The 18,540-nt window shown below is 34.3% G+C and carries 19 protein-coding genes, 1 pseudogene and 3 other annotated features; of the genes and pseudogenes, 5 read left to right on the plus strand and 15 right to left on the minus strand.

From position 1 onward, the window contains the following. Positions 1-11 precede the first annotated feature (11 nt). From tyrA to C568_RS0102580, 5 genes are all read right to left on the minus strand, one after another. Positions 12-1,112 (minus strand): prephenate dehydrogenase, encoded by a 1,101-nt coding sequence (gene tyrA, locus C568_RS0102560; protein WP_018780702.1) that lies wholly within the window; start codon positions 1,110-1,112, stop codon positions 12-14. Further along, a complete protein-coding gene (hisC, locus tag C568_RS0102565) occupies positions 1,105-2,205 on the minus strand; it encodes a histidinol-phosphate transaminase (RefSeq protein ID WP_018780703.1) in 1,101 nt (366 codons plus the stop codon). Before hisC ends, tyrA begins: the two co-directional genes overlap by 8 nt. 16 nt (positions 2,206-2,221) lie before the next feature. Then, a complete protein-coding gene (gene aroC / locus C568_RS0102570; protein ID WP_003198429.1) occupies positions 2,222-3,394 on the minus strand; it encodes a chorismate synthase in 1,173 nt (390 codons plus the stop codon). Positions 3,395-3,447: 53 nt separating this feature from the next. Then, positions 3,448-3,683: a binding site (T-box leader), on the minus strand. A 9-nt stretch (positions 3,684-3,692) separates the two neighbouring features. After that, complete coding sequence (locus C568_RS0102575; RefSeq protein WP_003198427.1) at positions 3,693-4,769, minus strand: bifunctional 3-deoxy-7-phosphoheptulonate synthase/chorismate mutase; 1,077 nt, start codon at positions 4,767-4,769, stop codon at positions 3,693-3,695. A gap of 139 nt (positions 4,770-4,908) precedes the next feature. Further along, positions 4,909-5,142 (minus strand) — a binding site (T-box leader). Between the two features lie 55 nt (positions 5,143-5,197). Then, positions 5,198-5,430, minus strand: a binding site (T-box leader). A 115-nt stretch (positions 5,431-5,545) separates the two neighbouring features. Then, positions 5,546-9,040, minus strand: coding sequence for a DUF4020 domain-containing protein (locus tag C568_RS0102580; protein WP_018780704.1), 3,495 nt, complete (start codon positions 9,038-9,040; stop codon positions 5,546-5,548). A 188-nt stretch (positions 9,041-9,228) separates the two neighbouring features. Here C568_RS0102580 and C568_RS0102585 point away from each other — a divergent pair, with 188 nt between their 5' ends. Then, positions 9,229-9,666, plus strand: coding sequence for a YndM family protein (locus C568_RS0102585; protein ID WP_018780705.1), 438 nt, complete (start codon positions 9,229-9,231; stop codon positions 9,664-9,666). 49 nt (positions 9,667-9,715) lie between these two features. Here the strand turns inward: C568_RS0102585 and C568_RS0102590 are convergent, their stop codons facing one another. The 3 genes from C568_RS0102590 to C568_RS0102600 all read right to left on the minus strand — a co-directional run bounded on the left by C568_RS0102590 (position 9,716) and on the right by C568_RS0102600 (position 11,843). Then, positions 9,716-9,838 (minus strand): hypothetical protein, encoded by a 123-nt coding sequence (locus C568_RS0102590; protein WP_003198421.1) that lies wholly within the window; start codon positions 9,836-9,838, stop codon positions 9,716-9,718. A 490-nt stretch (positions 9,839-10,328) separates the two neighbouring features. Then, on the minus strand, positions 10,329-10,946 hold the full coding sequence (locus C568_RS0102595; RefSeq protein WP_231398622.1) for a DUF6985 domain-containing protein: 618 nt from the start codon (positions 10,944-10,946) through the stop codon (positions 10,329-10,331). Between the two features lie 360 nt (positions 10,947-11,306). Beyond that, complete coding sequence (locus C568_RS0102600; RefSeq protein ID WP_018780707.1) at positions 11,307-11,843, minus strand: GNAT family N-acetyltransferase; 537 nt, start codon at positions 11,841-11,843, stop codon at positions 11,307-11,309. 229 nt (positions 11,844-12,072) lie between these two features. Between C568_RS0102600 and C568_RS0102605 the strand changes: the two genes are divergently transcribed. Next, positions 12,073-12,492, plus strand: a complete 420-nt coding sequence (locus C568_RS0102605; RefSeq protein ID WP_018780708.1) for an SgcJ/EcaC family oxidoreductase — start codon at positions 12,073-12,075, stop codon at positions 12,490-12,492. 40 nt (positions 12,493-12,532) lie between these two features. Next, positions 12,533-13,000, plus strand: a complete 468-nt coding sequence (locus C568_RS0102610) for a GNAT family N-acetyltransferase (protein WP_003198414.1) — start codon at positions 12,533-12,535, stop codon at positions 12,998-13,000. A gap of 80 nt (positions 13,001-13,080) precedes the next feature. On the opposite strand, the gene C568_RS0102615 is transcribed toward C568_RS0102610, so the two are convergent. After that, complete coding sequence (locus C568_RS0102615) at positions 13,081-13,659, minus strand: GNAT family N-acetyltransferase (RefSeq protein ID WP_006095156.1); 579 nt, start codon at positions 13,657-13,659, stop codon at positions 13,081-13,083. 44 nt (positions 13,660-13,703) lie between these two features. Then, positions 13,704-13,958 (minus strand): annotated as a pseudogene (locus C568_RS30390) (nitroreductase); the annotation flags it as partial. A gap of 244 nt (positions 13,959-14,202) precedes the next feature. On the opposite strand from C568_RS30390, the gene C568_RS0102625 reads away from it, so the two are divergent. Continuing rightward, positions 14,203-14,673: a DinB family protein gene (locus C568_RS0102625; RefSeq protein ID WP_006095154.1), complete on the plus strand. Its 471-nt coding sequence runs from the start codon at positions 14,203-14,205 to the stop codon at positions 14,671-14,673. Positions 14,674-15,117: 444 nt separating this feature from the next. Then, positions 15,118-15,498 carry a VOC family protein gene (locus tag C568_RS0102630; RefSeq protein WP_006095153.1) on the plus strand — a complete coding sequence of 127 codons (381 nt, stop codon included), beginning with the start codon at positions 15,118-15,120 and terminating at the stop codon, positions 15,496-15,498. Positions 15,499-15,635: 137 nt separating this feature from the next. Here the strand turns inward: C568_RS0102630 and C568_RS0102635 are convergent, their stop codons facing one another. The 5 genes from C568_RS0102635 to C568_RS0102655 form a co-directional block, all read right to left on the minus strand. Further along, positions 15,636-16,388 carry an aminoglycoside phosphotransferase family protein gene (locus C568_RS0102635; RefSeq protein WP_018780710.1) on the minus strand — a complete coding sequence of 251 codons (753 nt, stop codon included), beginning with the start codon at positions 16,386-16,388 and terminating at the stop codon, positions 15,636-15,638. A 295-nt stretch (positions 16,389-16,683) separates the two neighbouring features. Beyond that, positions 16,684-17,160 (minus strand): small multi-drug export protein, encoded by a 477-nt coding sequence (locus C568_RS0102640; RefSeq protein WP_003198383.1) that lies wholly within the window; start codon positions 17,158-17,160, stop codon positions 16,684-16,686. 27 nt (positions 17,161-17,187) lie between these two features. Continuing rightward, positions 17,188-17,622 carry a hypothetical protein gene (locus C568_RS0102645; RefSeq protein WP_029426848.1) on the minus strand — a complete coding sequence of 145 codons (435 nt, stop codon included), beginning with the start codon at positions 17,620-17,622 and terminating at the stop codon, positions 17,188-17,190. Between the two features lie 2 nt (positions 17,623-17,624). Beyond that, a complete protein-coding gene (locus C568_RS0102650) occupies positions 17,625-17,828 on the minus strand; it encodes a helix-turn-helix transcriptional regulator (RefSeq protein ID WP_026008563.1) in 204 nt (67 codons plus the stop codon). Positions 17,829-17,996: 168 nt separating this feature from the next. Then, positions 17,997-18,377, minus strand: a complete 381-nt coding sequence (locus C568_RS0102655; protein ID WP_026008564.1) for a VOC family protein — start codon at positions 18,375-18,377, stop codon at positions 17,997-17,999. Positions 18,378-18,540: the final 163 nt, after the last annotated feature.

Consider the following 18,540-nt stretch of genomic DNA (forward strand, 5'->3'; position numbering starts at 1 on the left):
CACCTTCTCATTTAAATTGTTTCATATGTTTGGTATTCTTCTTTTCCAAGCGCTAGTTTTGCTTTCATACGATCTTCTTCTCTTTGGAAGCTAATACGTAATACCCCAAGCAACCCTTCACGCGCTTCCAATATTTGCAAGTTCGTAATACTAATTTCTTCGCGCGCAAGAATACTCGTAATATGAGCTAATGCCCCTACTTTATCTAAAACATCGACGTATAAGTCGTGATAGGCAGGAATAGCTCCTCTTTTTCTCACTGGTAAAGAATCACGATATTCTTTCGCATCTGCAAAGTAGTTTTGTATTTCGCCTGCATGTCCTATAGAAACCGTCTTATATAACTCTTCCATTTCAGAGATCCACTCTTTTAATAATACCATTAAATGCTCACGATTTTGCTTTACAATGTCACTCCACATTTTCGGACTGCTAGATGCGATACGTGTAATATCTTTAAATCCACCTGCAGCTAGTTGATGAATGAGTGGATTATCTCCTGCATGTTTCTCGACTTGTTTTACTAAACCTGCCGCAATAAGATGCGGAAAATGACTAACGATTCCTGTTACATAATCGTGTTCTTCTGTATTTAAGACGAGAAAATGTGATCCTGTTCCTTTCAACCATACTTTTAGCTCTTCCACTTGATCATTTGGCACATGATTCATCGGTGTTAAAATGTAAAATGCATTTTCAAATAAATGCGCCTTTGCACTTTCAACACCAGTTTTATGAGACCCTGCCATCGGATGTCCGCCAATAAAAGAAACTTTCTTTGAAAATAAAGCTTCCGCTTCATTCATAATTGTTCCTTTTGTACTTCCAACATCGGTCACTATTACATCATCCCGTAAACGAAATGACGCTAGTTTGTGTAATAACTTCTTCGTTTCTTCAACTGGAGAGGCAAAAATAATTAAATTTGCCTCTTCACATGCACGCTGTAAATCTATTGCTACTTCATCTACTACATGTAATTCTTTCGCACGCTCTACCTGCTCTTTAAATAAATCATAACCTGTTATCGTTACATCGTGCTCCTTCTTAATTGCTAATGCGAGAGAGCCTCCTATTAATCCTGTTCCAATTAATACTACCTTTTTACACATTGGCCTCATCTCGAGACTTATGTTTTTTATTTTCAAAGTGTTGTTTTAACACTGAAATCACTCCTTCATTTTGTTCCCTTGTTCCGATTGTAATACGGACACCATTTGGAAACGGACGAATAATAAACCCTGCGTGCGCGCAAGCTTCATAAATTTCTTCAGCACCATCTACCGGCAAGAAGATGAAGTTTGTTTGCGACGGATAGAATGGAATTTCATTTCTCTTACAAAAACTTTCGTATTGTTGCAGCCCCTCTGTATTAACACGTACTATCTTTTCAATAAATGACTCATCGCTTAAGGCAATCGTTGCTGCATTTTGTGCCAATGAAGATACGTTAAACGGCAAACGTACAACATTTAATTTCTCGATTAACTCTTCATGTCCAATCGAATACCCAACACGGAATGATGCTAATCCATATGCTTTAGAAAACGTTCTTAGTATAAGAATGTTTTTATGTTTTTCTAGAAGCGGTAATGTCTCTGGGAAATCTTTTGCTGTTACGTATTCATAGTACGCTTCATCAATGACAATTAACGTATTTTTACTAATTCCCTCAATGAATTGAGTCAATTTTCGCTCATTTACATATGTGCCTGTCGGATTGTTCGGATTACAAATCCAAACGATTTTTGTATTGTTATCAACCGCTGAAGAAATTTCGTCTAAGTCATATACACCGTTATTTAAAGCTACTTCTTTCACTTCGCACCCTTCAATAACTGCATGATGACGATATTGTGGGAAAGTTTCTCCTGCTGTTACTACATTATCTCCCTTACAAAGTACCGCACGGCTTATAATTTGAATGACTTCATCAAGTCCGCTTCCACATATAATTTGTTCCTTTTGAACTTGTAGTTTTTCTGCAATTGTTTGGCGAAGTTCTACAGCTCCTCCATCTGGATATAAGGCATGTTCATGCCATGCGTTTTGCAACTCTTCTATAACACGTGGTGAACAACCGAATGGATTTTCATTTGATGCTAATTTTACAAATGAATGATCCCCATATATCTCTTTCATTTGCTGCGCTGATTTACCTGGTTTATATGGCTGTAATGATGATAATTGCTCTTTTACCTTCATCTGGCATCCATCCTTTTTAAAATTCTTTTGCATATTTGTTATGCTGCGTAATATTTTGCTTGATTAATTCCATGCGGTCTTTTCCGAATTGTTCAACTAATGCGTCCGCAAGCTCCCATGCAACCACAGCTTCTGCAACAACACTTGCAGCTGGTACTGCACAACTATCAGATCGTTCAATACTTGCTTGGAATGTTTCTTTCGTATCAATATCTACACTCGCAAGTGGCTTATATAATGTAGGAATCGGCTTCATTACACCTCTTACTACAATTGGCATTCCTGTAGTCATACCACCTTCTAATCCACCTGCATGATTTGTTTTTCTTGTATAGCCTTTTTCTTCATCCCATAGGATTTCATCGTGTACTAAGCTTCCTGGCTGCCTTGCCGCCTCAAATCCAATCCCAATTTCAGCGCCTTTAAAAGCATTAATACTCATAATTGCTCCCGCGAGTTTTGCATCTAATTTACGATCATAATGTACGTAGCTACCAACACCAATTGGCATCCCTTCCGCAATTACTTCTACAATTCCACCTATTGAATCCCCACTGCTTTTTGCAGTATCGATAGCATCCATCATCTTTTGCTCTACCTCTTTATCTAGGCAACGCACAGGTGAATTTTCTGTAATTGTTTGAATTTCTTCTATTAGTAGTCGGCCTACACGATTTGCTTGTATCCCGCCAATCTCAAGAACATGTCCTGCAATTTGCACACCTAATTCTTTTAAAATTTGTTTTGCAACTGCACCAGCAGCTACTCTTACAGTTGTCTCTCTTGCAGAAGAACGTTCCAAAACATTTCGTATATCACGGTGACCATATTTAATTGCACCATTTAAATCAGCATGTCCTGGACGTGGTTTTGTAATTGTACGTTTCATTTCTTTACTTTCTTGCTCCGAAATAGGTTCAGCCCCCATTACTTTCGTCCAATGTTTGAAATCATCATTTTTTACGATTAATGTAATTGGTGAACCAAGTGTTATTCCGTGGCGCACACCACTTACAATCTCTACTGTATCCGTTTCAATTTGCATGCGTCTCCCGCGACCATGCCCTTTTTGTCTTCTTAATAATTCCTTATTAATATGTTCTGCTTGTAACGATAATCCTGCAGGTACACCTTCTAAAATAACAGTTAACTGCGGACCATGTGATTCTCCGGCTGTAATATATCTCATTTCTCTTACCCCTTTATTATTTTTTTGTACAAAAAAGTCCCTACTGAGCGCTCAGTAGGGACGATTCATATCGCGGTACCACCCTAATTGTAGACTATTTTTTTGTCTACCTCTTATCCTTGTTAACGATCTATGAGACCGTCTTTCCCTTCATAAAGATATGATCTTTACTACGAAAAAGATGCTCTAGGGCTGTAATTCATGCTTATCTTTGTACTGATTCTCACCGGCCATCAGCTCTCTATAAACAGGGAGATAAGCACTACTGTTTCCCTTTCTACGCATATTCAATATGAAATTAAGATAATTTATTTTTAAATCCTTTTAACTCTTCCATGAATTTATGGAACTCTGGAATATCCATTTGCTGTGCAGAATCAGATAATGCAACTGCTGGGTCTGGATGTACTTCTGCCATGACTGCATCTGCTCCAATTGCTAGTGCTGCTTTCGCAGTAGGTAATAATAAATCTCTGCGTCCTGTAGAATGCGTTACGTCCACAACAACAGGTAAATGTGTTTCTTTCTTTAAAATTGGTACTGCTGAAATATCTAACGTATTACGCGTTGCTCTTTCGTATGTGCGGATACCGCGCTCACATAGTATAATTTGATCATTTCCTTGTGCGATGATGTATTCAGCTGCATTAATGAATTCATCAATTGTCGCTGCTAAACCACGTTTTAATAATACAGGTTTATTTACTTTACCCACAGCTCTTAATAAATCAAAGTTTTGCATGTTTCGTGCCCCAACTTGAATGACATCAACGTAATCAAGAGCCATTTCTACATCATTTGGATTTAAAATCTCACTGATAATCGCTAAATCGAATTCATCAGCTACTTGGCGTAAAATTTGTAAGCCTTCAACCCCTAATCCTTGGAAGTCGTATGGTGACGTTCTCGGTTTGAAAGCACCGCCGCGCATTAATTTTAATCCTTGTGCTTTCATCGCTTGCCCCACTTGGCGAACTTGCTCTAAACTTTCTACCGCACAAGGACCCATGATGAATGTTTGTGTTCCATTTCCTAATAATTCACCTTTTACATCAACAATTGTATTTTCTTTTTTCTTTTTACGTGAAACAAGTAATGCTTTACGGTTGTCATCTTCTTGCAATTCTAAGCTCGCTTTGAAAATCGTTTTGAAAATGTGTTGAACTGTTGAAGTTTCGAATGGCCCTTCATTATGTTCTGCGATCATATCCAGTACTTCACGCTCACGAACTGGGTCAAAACGTTTCGTACCTTGCACTTGTTTTTGTTCCCCAATCTTCTGAACAATTTTACCTCGTTCATTTAAAAGCTCTAGTAACTGTAAATTGATTTTATCCACCTGTTTACGTAATTGTTCTAACTCATGATTTGCCATTTTAAAATCCTCCTTTTAATGTTTAAAACTATGTGAAGAGAATAAAAATTCCCTATTTTCTGAATTGAAACTCCACAAAAACTTATTATGAGATCGATTCCGCCTTTTATGTGTACAAAAAATCCCTACTGATCTACTCAGTAGGGACGATATTTATCGCGGTACCACCCTAGTTGCAGACTTATTTCGTCTACCTCTCTTCACTGTTAACGATCATTTGACCGTCTTTCCCTTCATAAAGACAATTATCTTTACTACGAAAAAGATGCTCCAGGACTGTAATTCGCACTTGTCTTTGTACTGGTTCACACCAACCACCAGCTCTCTGTTACAGGGAAACAACTACTACTTCTTTTCCTTTCACCGCATGTTATATTCCATTTTCAAGTTGGGCCACAAAAATACAAAAAGTCCCTACTGATCCAATCAGTAGGGACGATATTTATCGCGGTACCACCCTAGTTGTAGACTTATTTCGTCTACCTCTCTTCACTGTTAACGATCATTTGACCGCCTTTCCTTCATAAAGAAAACAAATCTTTACTACGAAAAAGATGCTCCAAGACTGTAATTCATGATTATCCCTGTACTGATTCACACCAACCATCAGCTCTCTGTTACAGTAAGATCCTCACTACTGTGATCTCTTCATTGCACTTTGTTTATTCAAATGTTTTTGAAATTGAATAAGTTATGATTCGTATTATAGAATGCTTTTTCAAATACTGTCAACACCTTTTTAGTTATTTTTTTAAAATTCCACTCTTTACCCACTATTAATCTTGTAAATTTGTCATCACAAGTCCAATACGAATCATTTCGTTTTGAATAGATATTAGCAAATGTTTCTCCACTTGGTACTCTGTTAACAATTGTTTAATCTCAATGATTTCATTTTCAAAAGAATTTGCCTCATGAAGGTTTTGTAATAACGAAAAAAACAACTCACCATAGGCTTCTACATGATATTTCATATTATTTTTCTTTTCCAAAATAGACAAAAATAGTTGTTTCATTTCCGCTTGATCGTAACGTTCTGATGGTGGAGAGAAACGAGTAAGAATTGTTTGTAATCCTTTTTCGGCAACTTCATCCATACATAATACAAAACGTAAAAACATGACATATTCCCTACCAGTTACGGAACTCATTTTTGGACGTTCAATTAAAAATCCAGCTAACCAAGCTTCCCAAAATTTTTGTTGTTCTCTCACGCTTAATGTTTTCACATAATAACATAAATGTTCCATAAACTTAATTTTGTCATTTTCCGTTTCCTGTATAAAAAGCGGATATAACCAATCTGCTCGCTGTTCCCAATATAATACACATTTAATAAAAACAAAGCTGAGCCACTTTAAGAATACTTCTTTTGTATGTGGATGTAACAAATATAAATGCTCGACTGCATATTTAATATGTCGCTTTATCTCTGTAAATAACGGTAAATTTATTTGTGTATAGCAAAGTCCTGCCCATGCATATTTTATTGATTTTTCTTGTTTTTTTAAATCGAGATAAGGTAGCAAATTTTTTCTACACCATTGTTTCTCAATATGATATAAAAATGTTATATCTGCTGTTAATCGTGCAAACATGAAGTTTGTACTCTGTGAAAATGTTCGCATTTGTTCTTCAAATAAAAACAAGTATTCGTGAATATTCCGATCGTATAAGTGGTCATATGCTAGTAACTTTAATAATACTGACGTCATCTTTCCAATAGGATGTTGAATAGATTCATTATAAAAATCATGCTCTTCTATCTTAAAATTCGGATCACCTTTCATTACTTGAGGAAATAAAGAAAAGGCAAAACGTTTCACCACACGTATACTATTCTCTTGGAATTCTTCTAATCGATTGCTGATTTCATAAAGAAAACTGCTAATTAACCAATGAAAAGATGTATTTCTTACAAATTGTTGCAGGAGTGGAATGATTTTTTGTATTTGTTGATTTGTAAGCTTACGATTATTTCTCCATGCCCGAATACAGACAAACCATACTTCATTACTTACATTACTTTCCCCTACTAATTGATACGCAAGCGAAATACTCCACTCTGTATCCAATTTACATGCTTTTGATAACATTTCTAAAAAATGACGCTGTTCAAAAATACCATCATGAGAAAAAAGCCTAACTTGTTTCATCATTTCATGGTCTTTCAACTGCAATAATCCATCGGCCGTTACGTTGCATGTAATACTTTGTACAGCATCCTCTACTCGTTTTTCACCGTAATGTTCTGGGGAAAAATGAGGATGTTTTTGTTTCATTTTTTTATATGCTTGTACTGTACAATTACTATTTGGATCACATGTATAAAGTAAATCCATAATAAGGCAAGCATCAAAAGCCCTCTCATTAACAAGGTGTTTCATAACCTTTTGTAACACTTCTTGCTTTCTTTGTTCCGAGGTAAATGGATAATGCTTCTTTAAAAATTTAAATACTTCATGCCTATATGTAACATGTAAAAGTAATTTTTGTTCTAGTAGCCATTTGATTTTTTCATCGTCAGTTACAAATGAATTTTTACTCATCGCAGCTATTGCAATCCGTTTTTGTACTATACTATCTGTTTCTATCATTTGGGCGATATAGTAGTTTGCCTTTCTCTTATTATTTTCACATAAATAGGCGAGACATTCTTTTACAATACGAATTAAAAATGTAAAATCTTTCGGCTGTAAATCATGCTCTGAAAATTCGACTGTATTATATGTCACACCGTCCTTTTTCTGCAGTGCAGTCTGCCTTAAAAATAACATTTGGATTTTTTCTAACCCCATAACCATAATTGGGTCAGCAAAATATGCGATATGCGGTTTCATTCTTTCATCCCAGATTCTTTGTACAAATGCAAATACGGGAACTGGTAAACGGCTTGTCTCCTCTAATTCAATTGAATCTTGCATATCGTGTTCCCATCTTCTGACACGCTTTAATTTAATTTTCCCATCCAAAATAAACGCCAACAATAAGACGAAAATTTCTTTATGATCAGGAAAGGAACATTTATGTAACAAATATGAAACCAATTCTATAGAGCTACTATTTTTTTCTGCTGTTTCCAGTAAGAGCAATGTCCATTTTGCGAATAATAGCGGTTCAATTGGCTCTTTTGCTTCGTTTAAATACGTACAAATCGTTCGCCATAACAAAGGAGAAATTTTTGAGTGATTTTTATAAATAAGCTGAAATAATTCTTTTTGGTGGCTAAAAAGAAATTGTTTGACGAGCCACTCGGCCAACAATTCATCCTCTTCACTATGAATAGTGGAAAGCAAAAATAAATTTTGGATTTTGCCTTCTGCCTCTAACCATTCTACCCATCCATAATCGCGAGCAAATTCTATAAAATACCGGAGTGTTTCAATTTTTTTTACTGATTGTTTTATATATGATAATTGCTCTTGTTCAACTGATGGTGGAACTGTCACAATATCACGAATCCGCATTCTTTTTGTAATATAATTATCTCCCATTAATTCAGCCCAGCGCTTCACCGCTTGAACAAGTGCCTGATGATTGTTCGCCTTATTTGGATAAACAATGGGCCTTACTCCTAAATGCTCCCAGTGATATGTATTATCTCCTTGTGCAACAAATGCATAACGTTTTGTACTCGGTGGTAAACCTGTTGCTAAATATTTCATGACAGGATCATTATGACTATATCCGATGAATAACACCGTATAATTTGAAAATAAATCAACTAAAAATCTTCTTGCCCAACCCTCTGTTAAGTAAGCCCTTCCAAAATCGCCATCCGTTAATATTAAATTTTCTTTTTCCTGTTCTACATTGCCGTGTATATATGCTAAACCTTTAAACGCTCTACCTGTTGGAAGTGCAGGTGCGTAATATATATTAATATCTGGATTCATTTCCCGAATTACACTTGTAAAATGCTGATCAAAATTTGTAGTAACGATGCGAACATCAATATCATCTGAAAAAAGCCGTGGAATGGCATAGTGTAATGGATTCGGTTTTGAATTTTTCACATCAACAAGATCTTGTGCAACTTGATGTACATCTTTCGTCTTCGCAACTTTTCCAAGATAATAATCATGCGGTTCTGTATTTTCACGCTTTTCAACATATAAAGCTTCCGCAATTTCATCAACTAAATCATCGAAATTTGGTAAGTTTGATTTCCCTTTCATAGAAACTCCTGCTCCGACAAATAATACAAGCCTTCCTTGTTCAAGATTATCAAATAGTTCATCTGGAATTTCTACTTCTGAAGTAATCCACATTTGGATCCCCCCTTACCTAAAAATGTCATACACTCTCATTTTACTATAACATTTTTCGTTTATTTTTTTAATATTTTGACAAGATGTTCAACATGAAAAAATTTTATTTGCAGCTATGTACATACATAAGAAATGTATGAACTTCTTGTTTTATACCAAAACTATATAAAAAACGGGAGGTGTGCAATTTGAGCAATTTTACGATTGTGCTTATCAAATTTATATCGTGTATCATTGCTTTTGCTATCGGACTTGATTTATTTTTTGATGCAACAATTGTTGATGTTATTTCCTTTAGCCTGTTTGTAACAATCGTTTCTTATATGTTTGTTGATAAAATCCTTTTGAATCGTATTGGCAATTCCGCCGCTATTATGGCTGACTTTTTGTTAACATATTTAAGTGTGTGGATTTTCGGTAATATTTTATTGGGCAATTATATGCAGATTGCATGGGGTAGTATTCTATCCGCTATTGTCTTTACATTATCTGAAGTGTTTGTGCATCGTTTTTCTCATACGCATGAACGGCTCAACAATGAACGAATTAATATGAATGGCCGCTTCGCGTATGGAACTGAGTTTGCTGAAGAACAAAACATCTTAGATAAAGATAAGAAAAAATAAAAAAGAAGGATGTCATTACACTGGTAATGACACCCTTCTTTTACACTAACTATTCTTCCTTCCACCCTTTTACATCCACTGACATATGTACAATTACTTGAAAGCCTAAGCTACCTGTAGAGCCAACTGCAATTGAATATTGAGAAAAAACTCTCGAAATGCAGCATTTCATAAATGACCTCACATATGTACTAATTTCCCTTTAATCAAATCTGATGACACTTCTCTTTCCTCCCAAATCTAAAACTGTAGGTTTCGAATAAAGTTTGATCAAATTAATGCTATTAACCGTAATAGAAGAACAAAAGAAAAGAGCGTGTTTTGAAAAAAAGATTAATCAAAACATGCTCTTATAGTATTTAATCGGATTATTCTTTTATAAAAAAGATTGATCTTTTTTGTAATCCTTCAATATTTCGGATATCAGGAGTAATTGCATGAACTTCAACAACTTTAACCAAAAAACATTCCATTTTATAAAAAGTTTGTTTGAAGCTTTCGTAGAATTCTTTAATTGAAAGAGATGAAGTTTCGTGACTTTATTCAAAGCAACAATAACAGAAAATAAAACCTAGCAACATAACGCTATGCTGCTAGGTTTTATAACGCTAAAAACTATCATCAGTTTTGTTTTTAAGATTTCTGTTTAAAAACTAAGAGGGTTATTTACTTTTCAACCACTTGGCTCTAACCAATTCTCTATCGTTTAATAAATTGTTCTTAGCTAGTTCAAAACACACTAACCAAAAATCTTTTTGCCACTTTACACAATCTTCCTCGTAATCCATAAGCATCTCAAGCACACAATATGAATCAGAAGGCTGAATATGAATCATATCATTTTTAAAAAATAAAGCTATGAGACCATGTTCAATAGATAGCAAGCAACCTTCATCAAATGAAATTGCAAAGTAAGCATAGTTATCCTTCATATAGTCAGGTAAAATCTCAAATGTAGGAGTTCCTATATAAGGATGGATTTCTTCCATACTATTAAAAGTAATGGGACTAAAGGAATGATCATTTTCATTATATATCTCGTAACTCATTAAATCTTTACATTGCAATTCAAATAGACCCTTTAGTATATTTTCATAAACAATATCAAAGTGTTCCTTTAAATAACATAGCGTATTATAAGATTCTTTTGTTAAAGGTTGATTACTCTCTAAATACCCCTTTATCTCAATTTTTTTTTGTTCAAAAAACGAAACGGAACAATTTACGTTTATAGACCCATCCCAACAGTCGTATTTTTCAGAAAAGTTAAAACTTTCCACTTTATATACCACCATTCACACCTACCTAATTAAATTTTGTTATTCATAATTAACGCCCTCTTATTATGTCACAACCGAAGCATAGCGGAGGGCGTAGTATAATTGTAATTAATCTACAAAATGGAAAGCAATTTTTAGTCTTGAAAAATAGCTATAATCCTTATAAAACCCATCAAAAATAAATAACACCCCTTTAAATACTAAATCCAAAGGGTAAAGCTGTATATATACTTTCTTGAACATCTGTTACTACCAAAGCTTTCTTCATCACATATCGCTCCCCTTTTTAATATAGATTTATATAGATTTATATATATTAATATTATATGACTTTAATAAAATTAAAATCACTACATACCTTTATCGTCTATACTCCATCATCCAGCAATCTTCTAGCTTCCCTTCATGAAGTTCATGTTTTATTAACCTTTTTATCTTTTGAAATCCACACTTTTCATAACAACAAATCGCACGTTCATTGCTCACTCTTGGATCCATCGCAATTGCTTCTGCCCCTAACTCATCGATAATATATGTAATCGCAACTTGCACAAGCTCTGTTCCTATTCCTCTATTCCAATATATTGGTTCTCCAATAAACTGATCCATGCCCCATATATTTTGGGCTTCTTTATATCCATACAGCTCTTTCCATTCTGAATCTATCGGGTAAATTTGTATATAACCAATCGGTTCTCCAGCATGTTCTACTAAACATCTTTTCTCAGCACTCTTTGGATCATGAATAAAATGAGTACGAACTTGCTCTGGAGATTGCAGATTATCTCTGCCTTCGTAATACTGTAAAACTTCTGGATTTGTTAACCATTTTGAAATGGTATTCACATCATCTTCTATAACATATCTAATCGATAAACTCCCTTTTTGAAATAACATATTTCACCTCCTTATTCATAACGTTATAATATCCTAGACTCATTAAGTTAACTCCTCTTATTAGATAACGAATACAATTTAGAGAAAAATATAAATATAAGTATATAAAACCATCTTTCCATCATACCTTCGTATAAGTCTCCCCTCAAAAAATGCTACTATTGCTGGATGTTATAGCACCTTTACTTTAGTAATCTATAGATATCAAACCAACATTGGAGGAATGAATATGTCTAAAGGTTATGATTCCAAAGAACATCAGCAAAGAGAAATACATGCAATCCAGCAAACGATCACCGAAATAGAAAGTGCATTTAATGCACATGATGCAGATGAATTAGATCGCTACTTCACTTTAAATGCCACATGGGTCAATGTATTTGGCAAGCGGCTTTCAGGTTGGAAGCAAATCAATGAGACACACAAAGTTCTTTTACCAGGACCTCTTCGGGACTCATACGCTTGTTATACAGTTGAAAGTATTAACTTTATTCGCTCTGATGTAGCTATCGCACATATTAGACAATACCCAACAACCTCTGAAGGAAAAATAATAGAAAATGAACAAGGCAGTTTAGCTGTTTATGTGATGGTTAAAGAAAAAGAAACATGGAAAATTGCTGCTGGGCAAAATACGCTTGTTCAATAGCTCTTCCCATATTCCCTATTTAAACTGGAGGTTTCAACTTATGTCTCAAGTAACTCTGAAAAAAATAACTTCTGACAACTGGCGAGAGGCTCTCACGCTTTCTGTAAATATTGAACAACAAAAGTTTGTTTCTGAAGTTACACCACCTGTTGCTATTGCACTTGCTAAAGCGTATATTAGGCCGGATGATAGAATGATTGAACCTTTTGGAATTTATCATAACGAGAAAATGGTTGGTTTCTTTAATCTACATTACGAACTAGATTGTCAAAAGGACTTTTGGCTGTTTCATTTTTTTATCGACAAAGGACATCAAAGAAAAGGATTTGGAGCCGCGGCAATAAAAGCGTTAATTAACCATTTAAAAATCGTTCATCCATCTTGCCATCGTATTCGCTTAACTGTGCATCCTGAAAATGATTCGGGTCAAAAATTCTATTCTAATCAGGGGTTTACCGATGATGAAATTCTCACATACGGTGAACTAACCTATTCCTTGTATCTTTAGAATTTTTTTAGCATAATAACGAACAAAGAGTGCCCTAAAAATCTCTAAAGACACTCTTTGTTCGCGTGAAGCACTATAGGTTATATCGGACTGTCTTTAAATCTCAAATACCAATATATTGCAACTTCATCATTTTGCTCATGAATGCCTTTATATACAAGAAAATCAAAGCCTCCTATAACAAAGCCACAACTTTCATAAAATTTGCATGCTTTAACATTATTGTTCTGTGTCTCCAGCATGATTCCTGGCATTTCACAAGCTTGCGCCCAATGCTTTGCCTGCTCAATTAATTTCCTACCAACTCCAAGTTGTCTAAACTGCTTATCTACTTTTATATCTTCCACGTAAGCAAAACCATTCCAGTTTCTCTTTACTATAATCATTCCAATTATTTGGTGATTCATAAACGCCAAATAAATTATCTTATCTGGATTATTAACATATTCACTATAATCTAAATCATTCTCTTGATCCTCTTTATATATATCTTCTGAATAATTTTTCTCATAGCTTTGTATTTCTTGCACGGTGTATTCTATTCGTTGATCCATCGCTGCTAATGAAAGGAATAGCTTAGAATCAACCGTAAAACTATCATCAATTTCAGGAATTCCATTCAAATCATGTATTTCTAGTTTTCTAATAAAAATGTCCATCCTTATCTCCTCAAAGTAAAGTAAAATATAATATATTCCTCATACTAAATATTTATAGCAATTGCTGCAATGAATAAACTAACTATTATTAGAAAAGACGTACCAATCATTGCTCCTCTTAGATGTATCTTATAATCTTTATATCCCTTCATCCCTTCTGTACTAGGAATAACAACAAATCTCGGGGTAATCCAACAAAATATAAGCCAATCTATAATGAGTAAATCAACCAAGTTAAAAATCATTAAAATTCCAAAAGAATGCAAGAAAGCATCTATAAACAATAATTTCTCATATCGCTGAAGTACGCAAGCTGAAGGTGGATTGAAAGCTATTAAAGAACAGCTTCCTGATTATATTAGTTATTTTATGATTCGCGCTTATATACAAATGAACAAATAATAACTTTTATAAAGTCATTCCGCTTTACACGATATGAATGATTCGTATAGAATATAATCGATCTTTATCTCATGTCACTTCTAATTTATCCAGATTTTTAATACGCTAATGAATGAGAGGGATTTGAAAGGGGTGTAAGGTATGAATAAACTAATATTTAAACAATTTGCGATGACAAGAAGTTATTTTATTAAAAACGTAGAATCATTTTCGAAGGAAATAACAAATGTACAGCCAGACGGTTTTAACAATACGATCCAATGGCATATCGGCCATGTATTAACGGTTACTGAACAGTTTATGCTCGGCTTTCCACATAAAACGACGCATCTTCCTGCAAATTATATCGAATTATTTGGAAACGGTACAAAGCCGGCTGATTGGAAGGGAGATGTACCTACCGTAGATAAACTCATTATAGAGTTGAAAGATCAATTAGTTCGTCTCCAACAAATTCCTGCTGAACAGTTAAATGAAACGCTGGAAAAATCATTTATGGGATTGGAAACCTTTGGAGAATTAGCCGGCCTTACATTAATGCATGAAGCAAATCATTTGGGGCAAATTCAAGCGATGAAGCGCATTATTGAACACGCGGGACTAAAGAACTAACAAAATCCAAAAAATAATTTGATGACTTTCAAAAGGAGTTATTCTCACATGAGATAGCTCCTTTTGATTTTGCAAAAACACTTATATGATTCTTTTTGATTTAATGTTCAAAAAAACCAACAAATAAAATTGACATAGGGAAAATGACAAGATTTTATTTCGAAAAAATAAAAATAGTGGTGCTGTAAACTTGCGTGACTAAAACCTTTTCCACTGTGAACTGTATTAGCAGCCATCCCCATTTGCGTAGCAATTTGTGCTGCCGTTTGAAAATCACTTAATTTTAGCTTGATGGGTCTGAGCAGTCATCCGTATTTCTTGACATATCATTTCAAACTTCATAAAGTGAAACTCTAATCGTTGTTTTTCATCTTCACTGATTATTAGCCCACAATACTTAATTAACTTATATAAATTTATATAGGAATAGGACAGGTGAAATAAATGAAAATCGAACATATAGCTATTTGGGTAAATGATTTAGAGGCAATGCGCACTTTCTATACACAATACTTTAATGGAGAGGCAAATTCTTTATATCACAATAAAGCTAAACACTTCGAATCTTATTTTATTACTTTTGAATCTGGAGCACGCCTTGAAATTATGCGAAAGAAAGGAATAGAAGATAAACCTAGTTCTAACCTAACTGGATATGCCCATATCGCTTTCTCTGTTGGTAGTGAAGAAAATGTGAATCAACTAACCAAAGCATTAAAAGAAGCTGGATATCCTGTATTAAATGGACCACGTTTCACTGGAGATGGCTATTATGAGAGCGTAATTAGTGATCCAGAAGGAAATCAAATCGAAATAACTATCTAGCATAACTTTTCAATATATAAGTTAAAAAATAATATAACAACCAAAAACCGTTCGAAAATTTTGAACGGTTTTATTATCTAATACTGTCGCATTAAAAAAGTTTGATCATTACAGAAATGCTAGTTCTATCGTGTTCCTTAATGACAATACTGGTCTACTAATCTCTTTAGATGTTCTATGTTTTCTGAAGATACTTTTTCTGACAATCTTGCCCCAGCAATAATAGGAGCCCACTTTATAACTTCATCCCTTGATAAACCAGCATTTTTGCAATATATACGTAAATACATTTCAGCCAACTCTACTGAAGCCTGGGCATACAACAAATATGTTCGGTAGACATCGGCACGAATATCTCCCGCGTTAGCATCCACCCAATCAATAATTTTCACATTATCATTACTCAAAATCAAATTAAATGGATGAAAATCCCCATGACATAGCCTAGGTTCAAATACCATTGAATCCAATTTTCTTAACAATTTACCCTTTTGTTTCTCATCTAGATTCTGTACTGATTCAATTTGACGACGTAGCTTTTCTGACATCGGTTCAAGTAAATCTGAATCAACAACAACAGCATGCACCTTTTGTTGTGCATTAACACAAATACCTATGTAATGCTCCGCTCGTTCCATATTATGAATTAAGAGATCACCTACTGTTTTCCCTTTTACATATTCCATTATAATTGCTTGCCTACCCTTTATTTTTGTGACTTCTAATACCTTTGGGACTTGAATCCCACATGAATAAGCGTATTCTTGTTTCTTTGCTTCATATAACGATTCTGTATTTGGAAAGTGTTTTTTAAACACTTTCACAATTTTATTATCATAAAGATATATCTTTGCTGTATTCCCAATAGCTATCGGATTACCTAGGTTCAATTATTTTCTCTCCTTACAATATAGTGAATTTTTATATTTTAACGAGATCTTTTCTAATGCAATATATACAGTTTTTTTCATATTTCATTATTCTCCCTTAATCACTTCTATCAGTGTAATCGGAGAAGAACCAAGATCCATTCCTATTAGATCCTAATAATCGATCGGAAAATTCAGACTTTAATAACCTTAAATTGGACACTTCTTCTTATTTTGACTTCCATATTCAATCTACGACGTTTTTTCTTCATCCCTTTTACTTCATTACTATATTCATAGACAGTTTTATATCATCCTAAATAATATGTAAAAGGCTAAATCCATACATCGAAGCAACTACAAAAATGATTGTCCATACCGCTAGACTGACTGTCATCCAACTTATGACGTGTGTCTTGTTAGATCCAAATGTTAAAGCTAATACGGCTGCAATATCAGTTCCTACGAGAATGGGAGCAAGCAATGCCAAACCAGGAATACCATATCGTTCCCATATTCGCCTTGATCTAGTTTCTTTTTTAGAAGGTGTTGTTATACCTTTTTTTAACTTTCTTGCCGCTTGCCATTTTGCATACTGCTTAAAGAAGAATCCCAATAATAGAACCAAGATAAGATTCCCTGCAAATGCAGTCACCCCTACTGCAAATGGTTGCAATCCCCATGCGATACCAAGTGGTACAACGATTGATACATCCATCCATGGAGCAAAAGCTAATAGAAATAAAACGACATATTGCCACATTTCACCTGCATTTTGAGCCCACTCTAGCATATTGTTTCATCCCCTTTTTTCTTTAGATTAAATACGATTTAAAATAAGAATAGTAGTTAACCAATAGACCATGTATTGGCCTGCACCTAATACACCAATGCACAGTAATGGAACAAAATTATGTTGAGAAAAGAAGAAGAAGATCCCTGCCGTTACTGGAAGTGCAACGCTATAGTAAATATATACATTTCGGCAAGCCTTATAAGTTACCCACTGCTGCCCTTCATCTATTTCACGAAATTCGGATGGTATAAAGCTAAATAATCTAATCTTATCATCCGAATTCTTTCGATTATAAAGCTTTGTGAGAATGAACCAGAAAACAGTAACCGTCACTAGAATCCAAAAACATAATCTAGCTAAAACGACCTGTGTACTCATAAGAGAAAATAGTAAAAATGCAATAATCAAAACAAATATACCGGCCCCTATAAGCGGAGATTTTAAAACCTGTTTCATTATAATCATTCCTTTCCCTTTAAATAAAAAACATCTTCTACTGTAAGTTGAAACGCGGCAGCTATTTTTAACGCCATGGTGACAGAGGGAGAATAATCACCTTTTTCAATTAACCCAATTGTCTGCCTCGTCACTCCAATTGCATCAGCCAAGTCTTGCTGAGTCCACCTAAATCTTGCCCGTAATTCTCTAACTCTGTTTTCAAGCATCCTAACTTCACTTCCCTCCTTTTCAAACACTCTCATTGTAAATGATTACCAACAAAATGTAAATAATCATTTGCATTTTGTAATAAATAATTGCTCAAAAACTATAAAACAACACCATCTATAAAATGGTGTTGTTTCGTTTAAAGATCAAGTTAGTCAATTTTATACTTACTTCTTTTCCATAATTGCAAAGTAATTTTTCTCATGATCAGCAAAATTAAACGCTCTACCAGACGGCATATTTACAAGTTCTCCAACTGTAATTTCTTTCTCTACAAACTCTTTATATAATTTATCGATATCTTCAGTGAAAAACAACATGGATGGTGTACTAAGATTTAATTCAGGCTGCATCTTCGCAATTAATTCTTTATTATGTAGAACCATACTCGTTTCTGCTTTCTCTGTTGGCGCGATTTCAATCCATCTAAATCCTTGACCGTTATCTTCATCAGCAACTAAGTGGAAACCTACTTTTTCTGTCCAAAATTGCACAGCCTCATCTTGATTATTTACATATAGCATAATTTGACCAACTTTATGAATCATCATCTTCTCTTCCCTTCTTCTACTTCAACTTCAATTGTATTAAGTATATACGAACTAGCGTTCTTTTTAAAGTTTTTTTATGGTAAACTTTCACTTCAAACATTTTCACACACTGTTTTTATCTCTTTCTTACTATCTTGAGATGAGGGTTACCAAATAAATA

It is taken from the genome of Bacillus sp. 95MFCvi2.1, from assembly GCF_000374965.1.
Taxonomy (GTDB): domain Bacteria; phylum Bacillota; class Bacilli; order Bacillales; family Bacillaceae_G; genus Bacillus_A; species Bacillus_A pseudomycoides.

What these genes read in the sequence shown, in the direction of transcription:
- tyrA (WP_018780702.1), bottom strand. Translation starts at nt 1,112, where the DNA reads ATGTGTAAAAAGGTAGTATTAATTGGAACAGGATTAATAGGAGGCTCT.
- hisC (WP_018780703.1), bottom strand. Translation starts at nt 2,205, where the DNA reads ATGAAGGTAAAAGAGCAATTATCATCATTACAGCCATATAAACCAGGT.
- aroC (WP_003198429.1), bottom strand. Translation starts at nt 3,394, where the DNA reads ATGAGATATATTACAGCCGGAGAATCACATGGTCCGCAGTTAACTGTT.
- C568_RS0102575 (WP_003198427.1), bottom strand. Translation starts at nt 4,769, where the DNA reads ATGGCAAATCATGAGTTAGAACAATTACGTAAACAGGTGGATAAAATC.
- C568_RS0102580 (WP_018780704.1), bottom strand. Translation starts at nt 9,040, where the DNA reads ATGTGGATTACTTCAGAAGTAGAAATTCCAGATGAACTATTTGATAAT.
- C568_RS0102590 (WP_003198421.1), bottom strand. Translation starts at nt 9,838, where the DNA reads ATGAAATGCTGCATTTCGAGAGTTTTTTCTCAATATTCAATTGCAGTT.
- C568_RS0102600 (WP_018780707.1), bottom strand. Translation starts at nt 11,843, where the DNA reads ATGTTATTTCAAAAAGGGAGTTTATCGATTAGATATGTTATAGAAGAT.
- C568_RS0102605 (WP_018780708.1), top strand. Translation starts at nt 12,073, where the DNA reads ATGTCTAAAGGTTATGATTCCAAAGAACATCAGCAAAGAGAAATACAT.
- C568_RS0102610 (WP_003198414.1), top strand. Translation starts at nt 12,533, where the DNA reads ATGTCTCAAGTAACTCTGAAAAAAATAACTTCTGACAACTGGCGAGAG.
- C568_RS0102615 (WP_006095156.1), bottom strand. Translation starts at nt 13,659, where the DNA reads ATGGACATTTTTATTAGAAAACTAGAAATACATGATTTGAATGGAATT.
- C568_RS0102625 (WP_006095154.1), top strand. Translation starts at nt 14,203, where the DNA reads ATGAATAAACTAATATTTAAACAATTTGCGATGACAAGAAGTTATTTT.
- C568_RS0102630 (WP_006095153.1), top strand. Translation starts at nt 15,118, where the DNA reads ATGAAAATCGAACATATAGCTATTTGGGTAAATGATTTAGAGGCAATG.
- C568_RS0102640 (WP_003198383.1), bottom strand. Translation starts at nt 17,160, where the DNA reads ATGCTAGAGTGGGCTCAAAATGCAGGTGAAATGTGGCAATATGTCGTT.
- C568_RS0102650 (WP_026008563.1), bottom strand. Translation starts at nt 17,828, where the DNA reads ATGCTTGAAAACAGAGTTAGAGAATTACGGGCAAGATTTAGGTGGACT.
- C568_RS0102655 (WP_026008564.1), bottom strand. Translation starts at nt 18,377, where the DNA reads ATGATTCATAAAGTTGGTCAAATTATGCTATATGTAAATAATCAAGAT.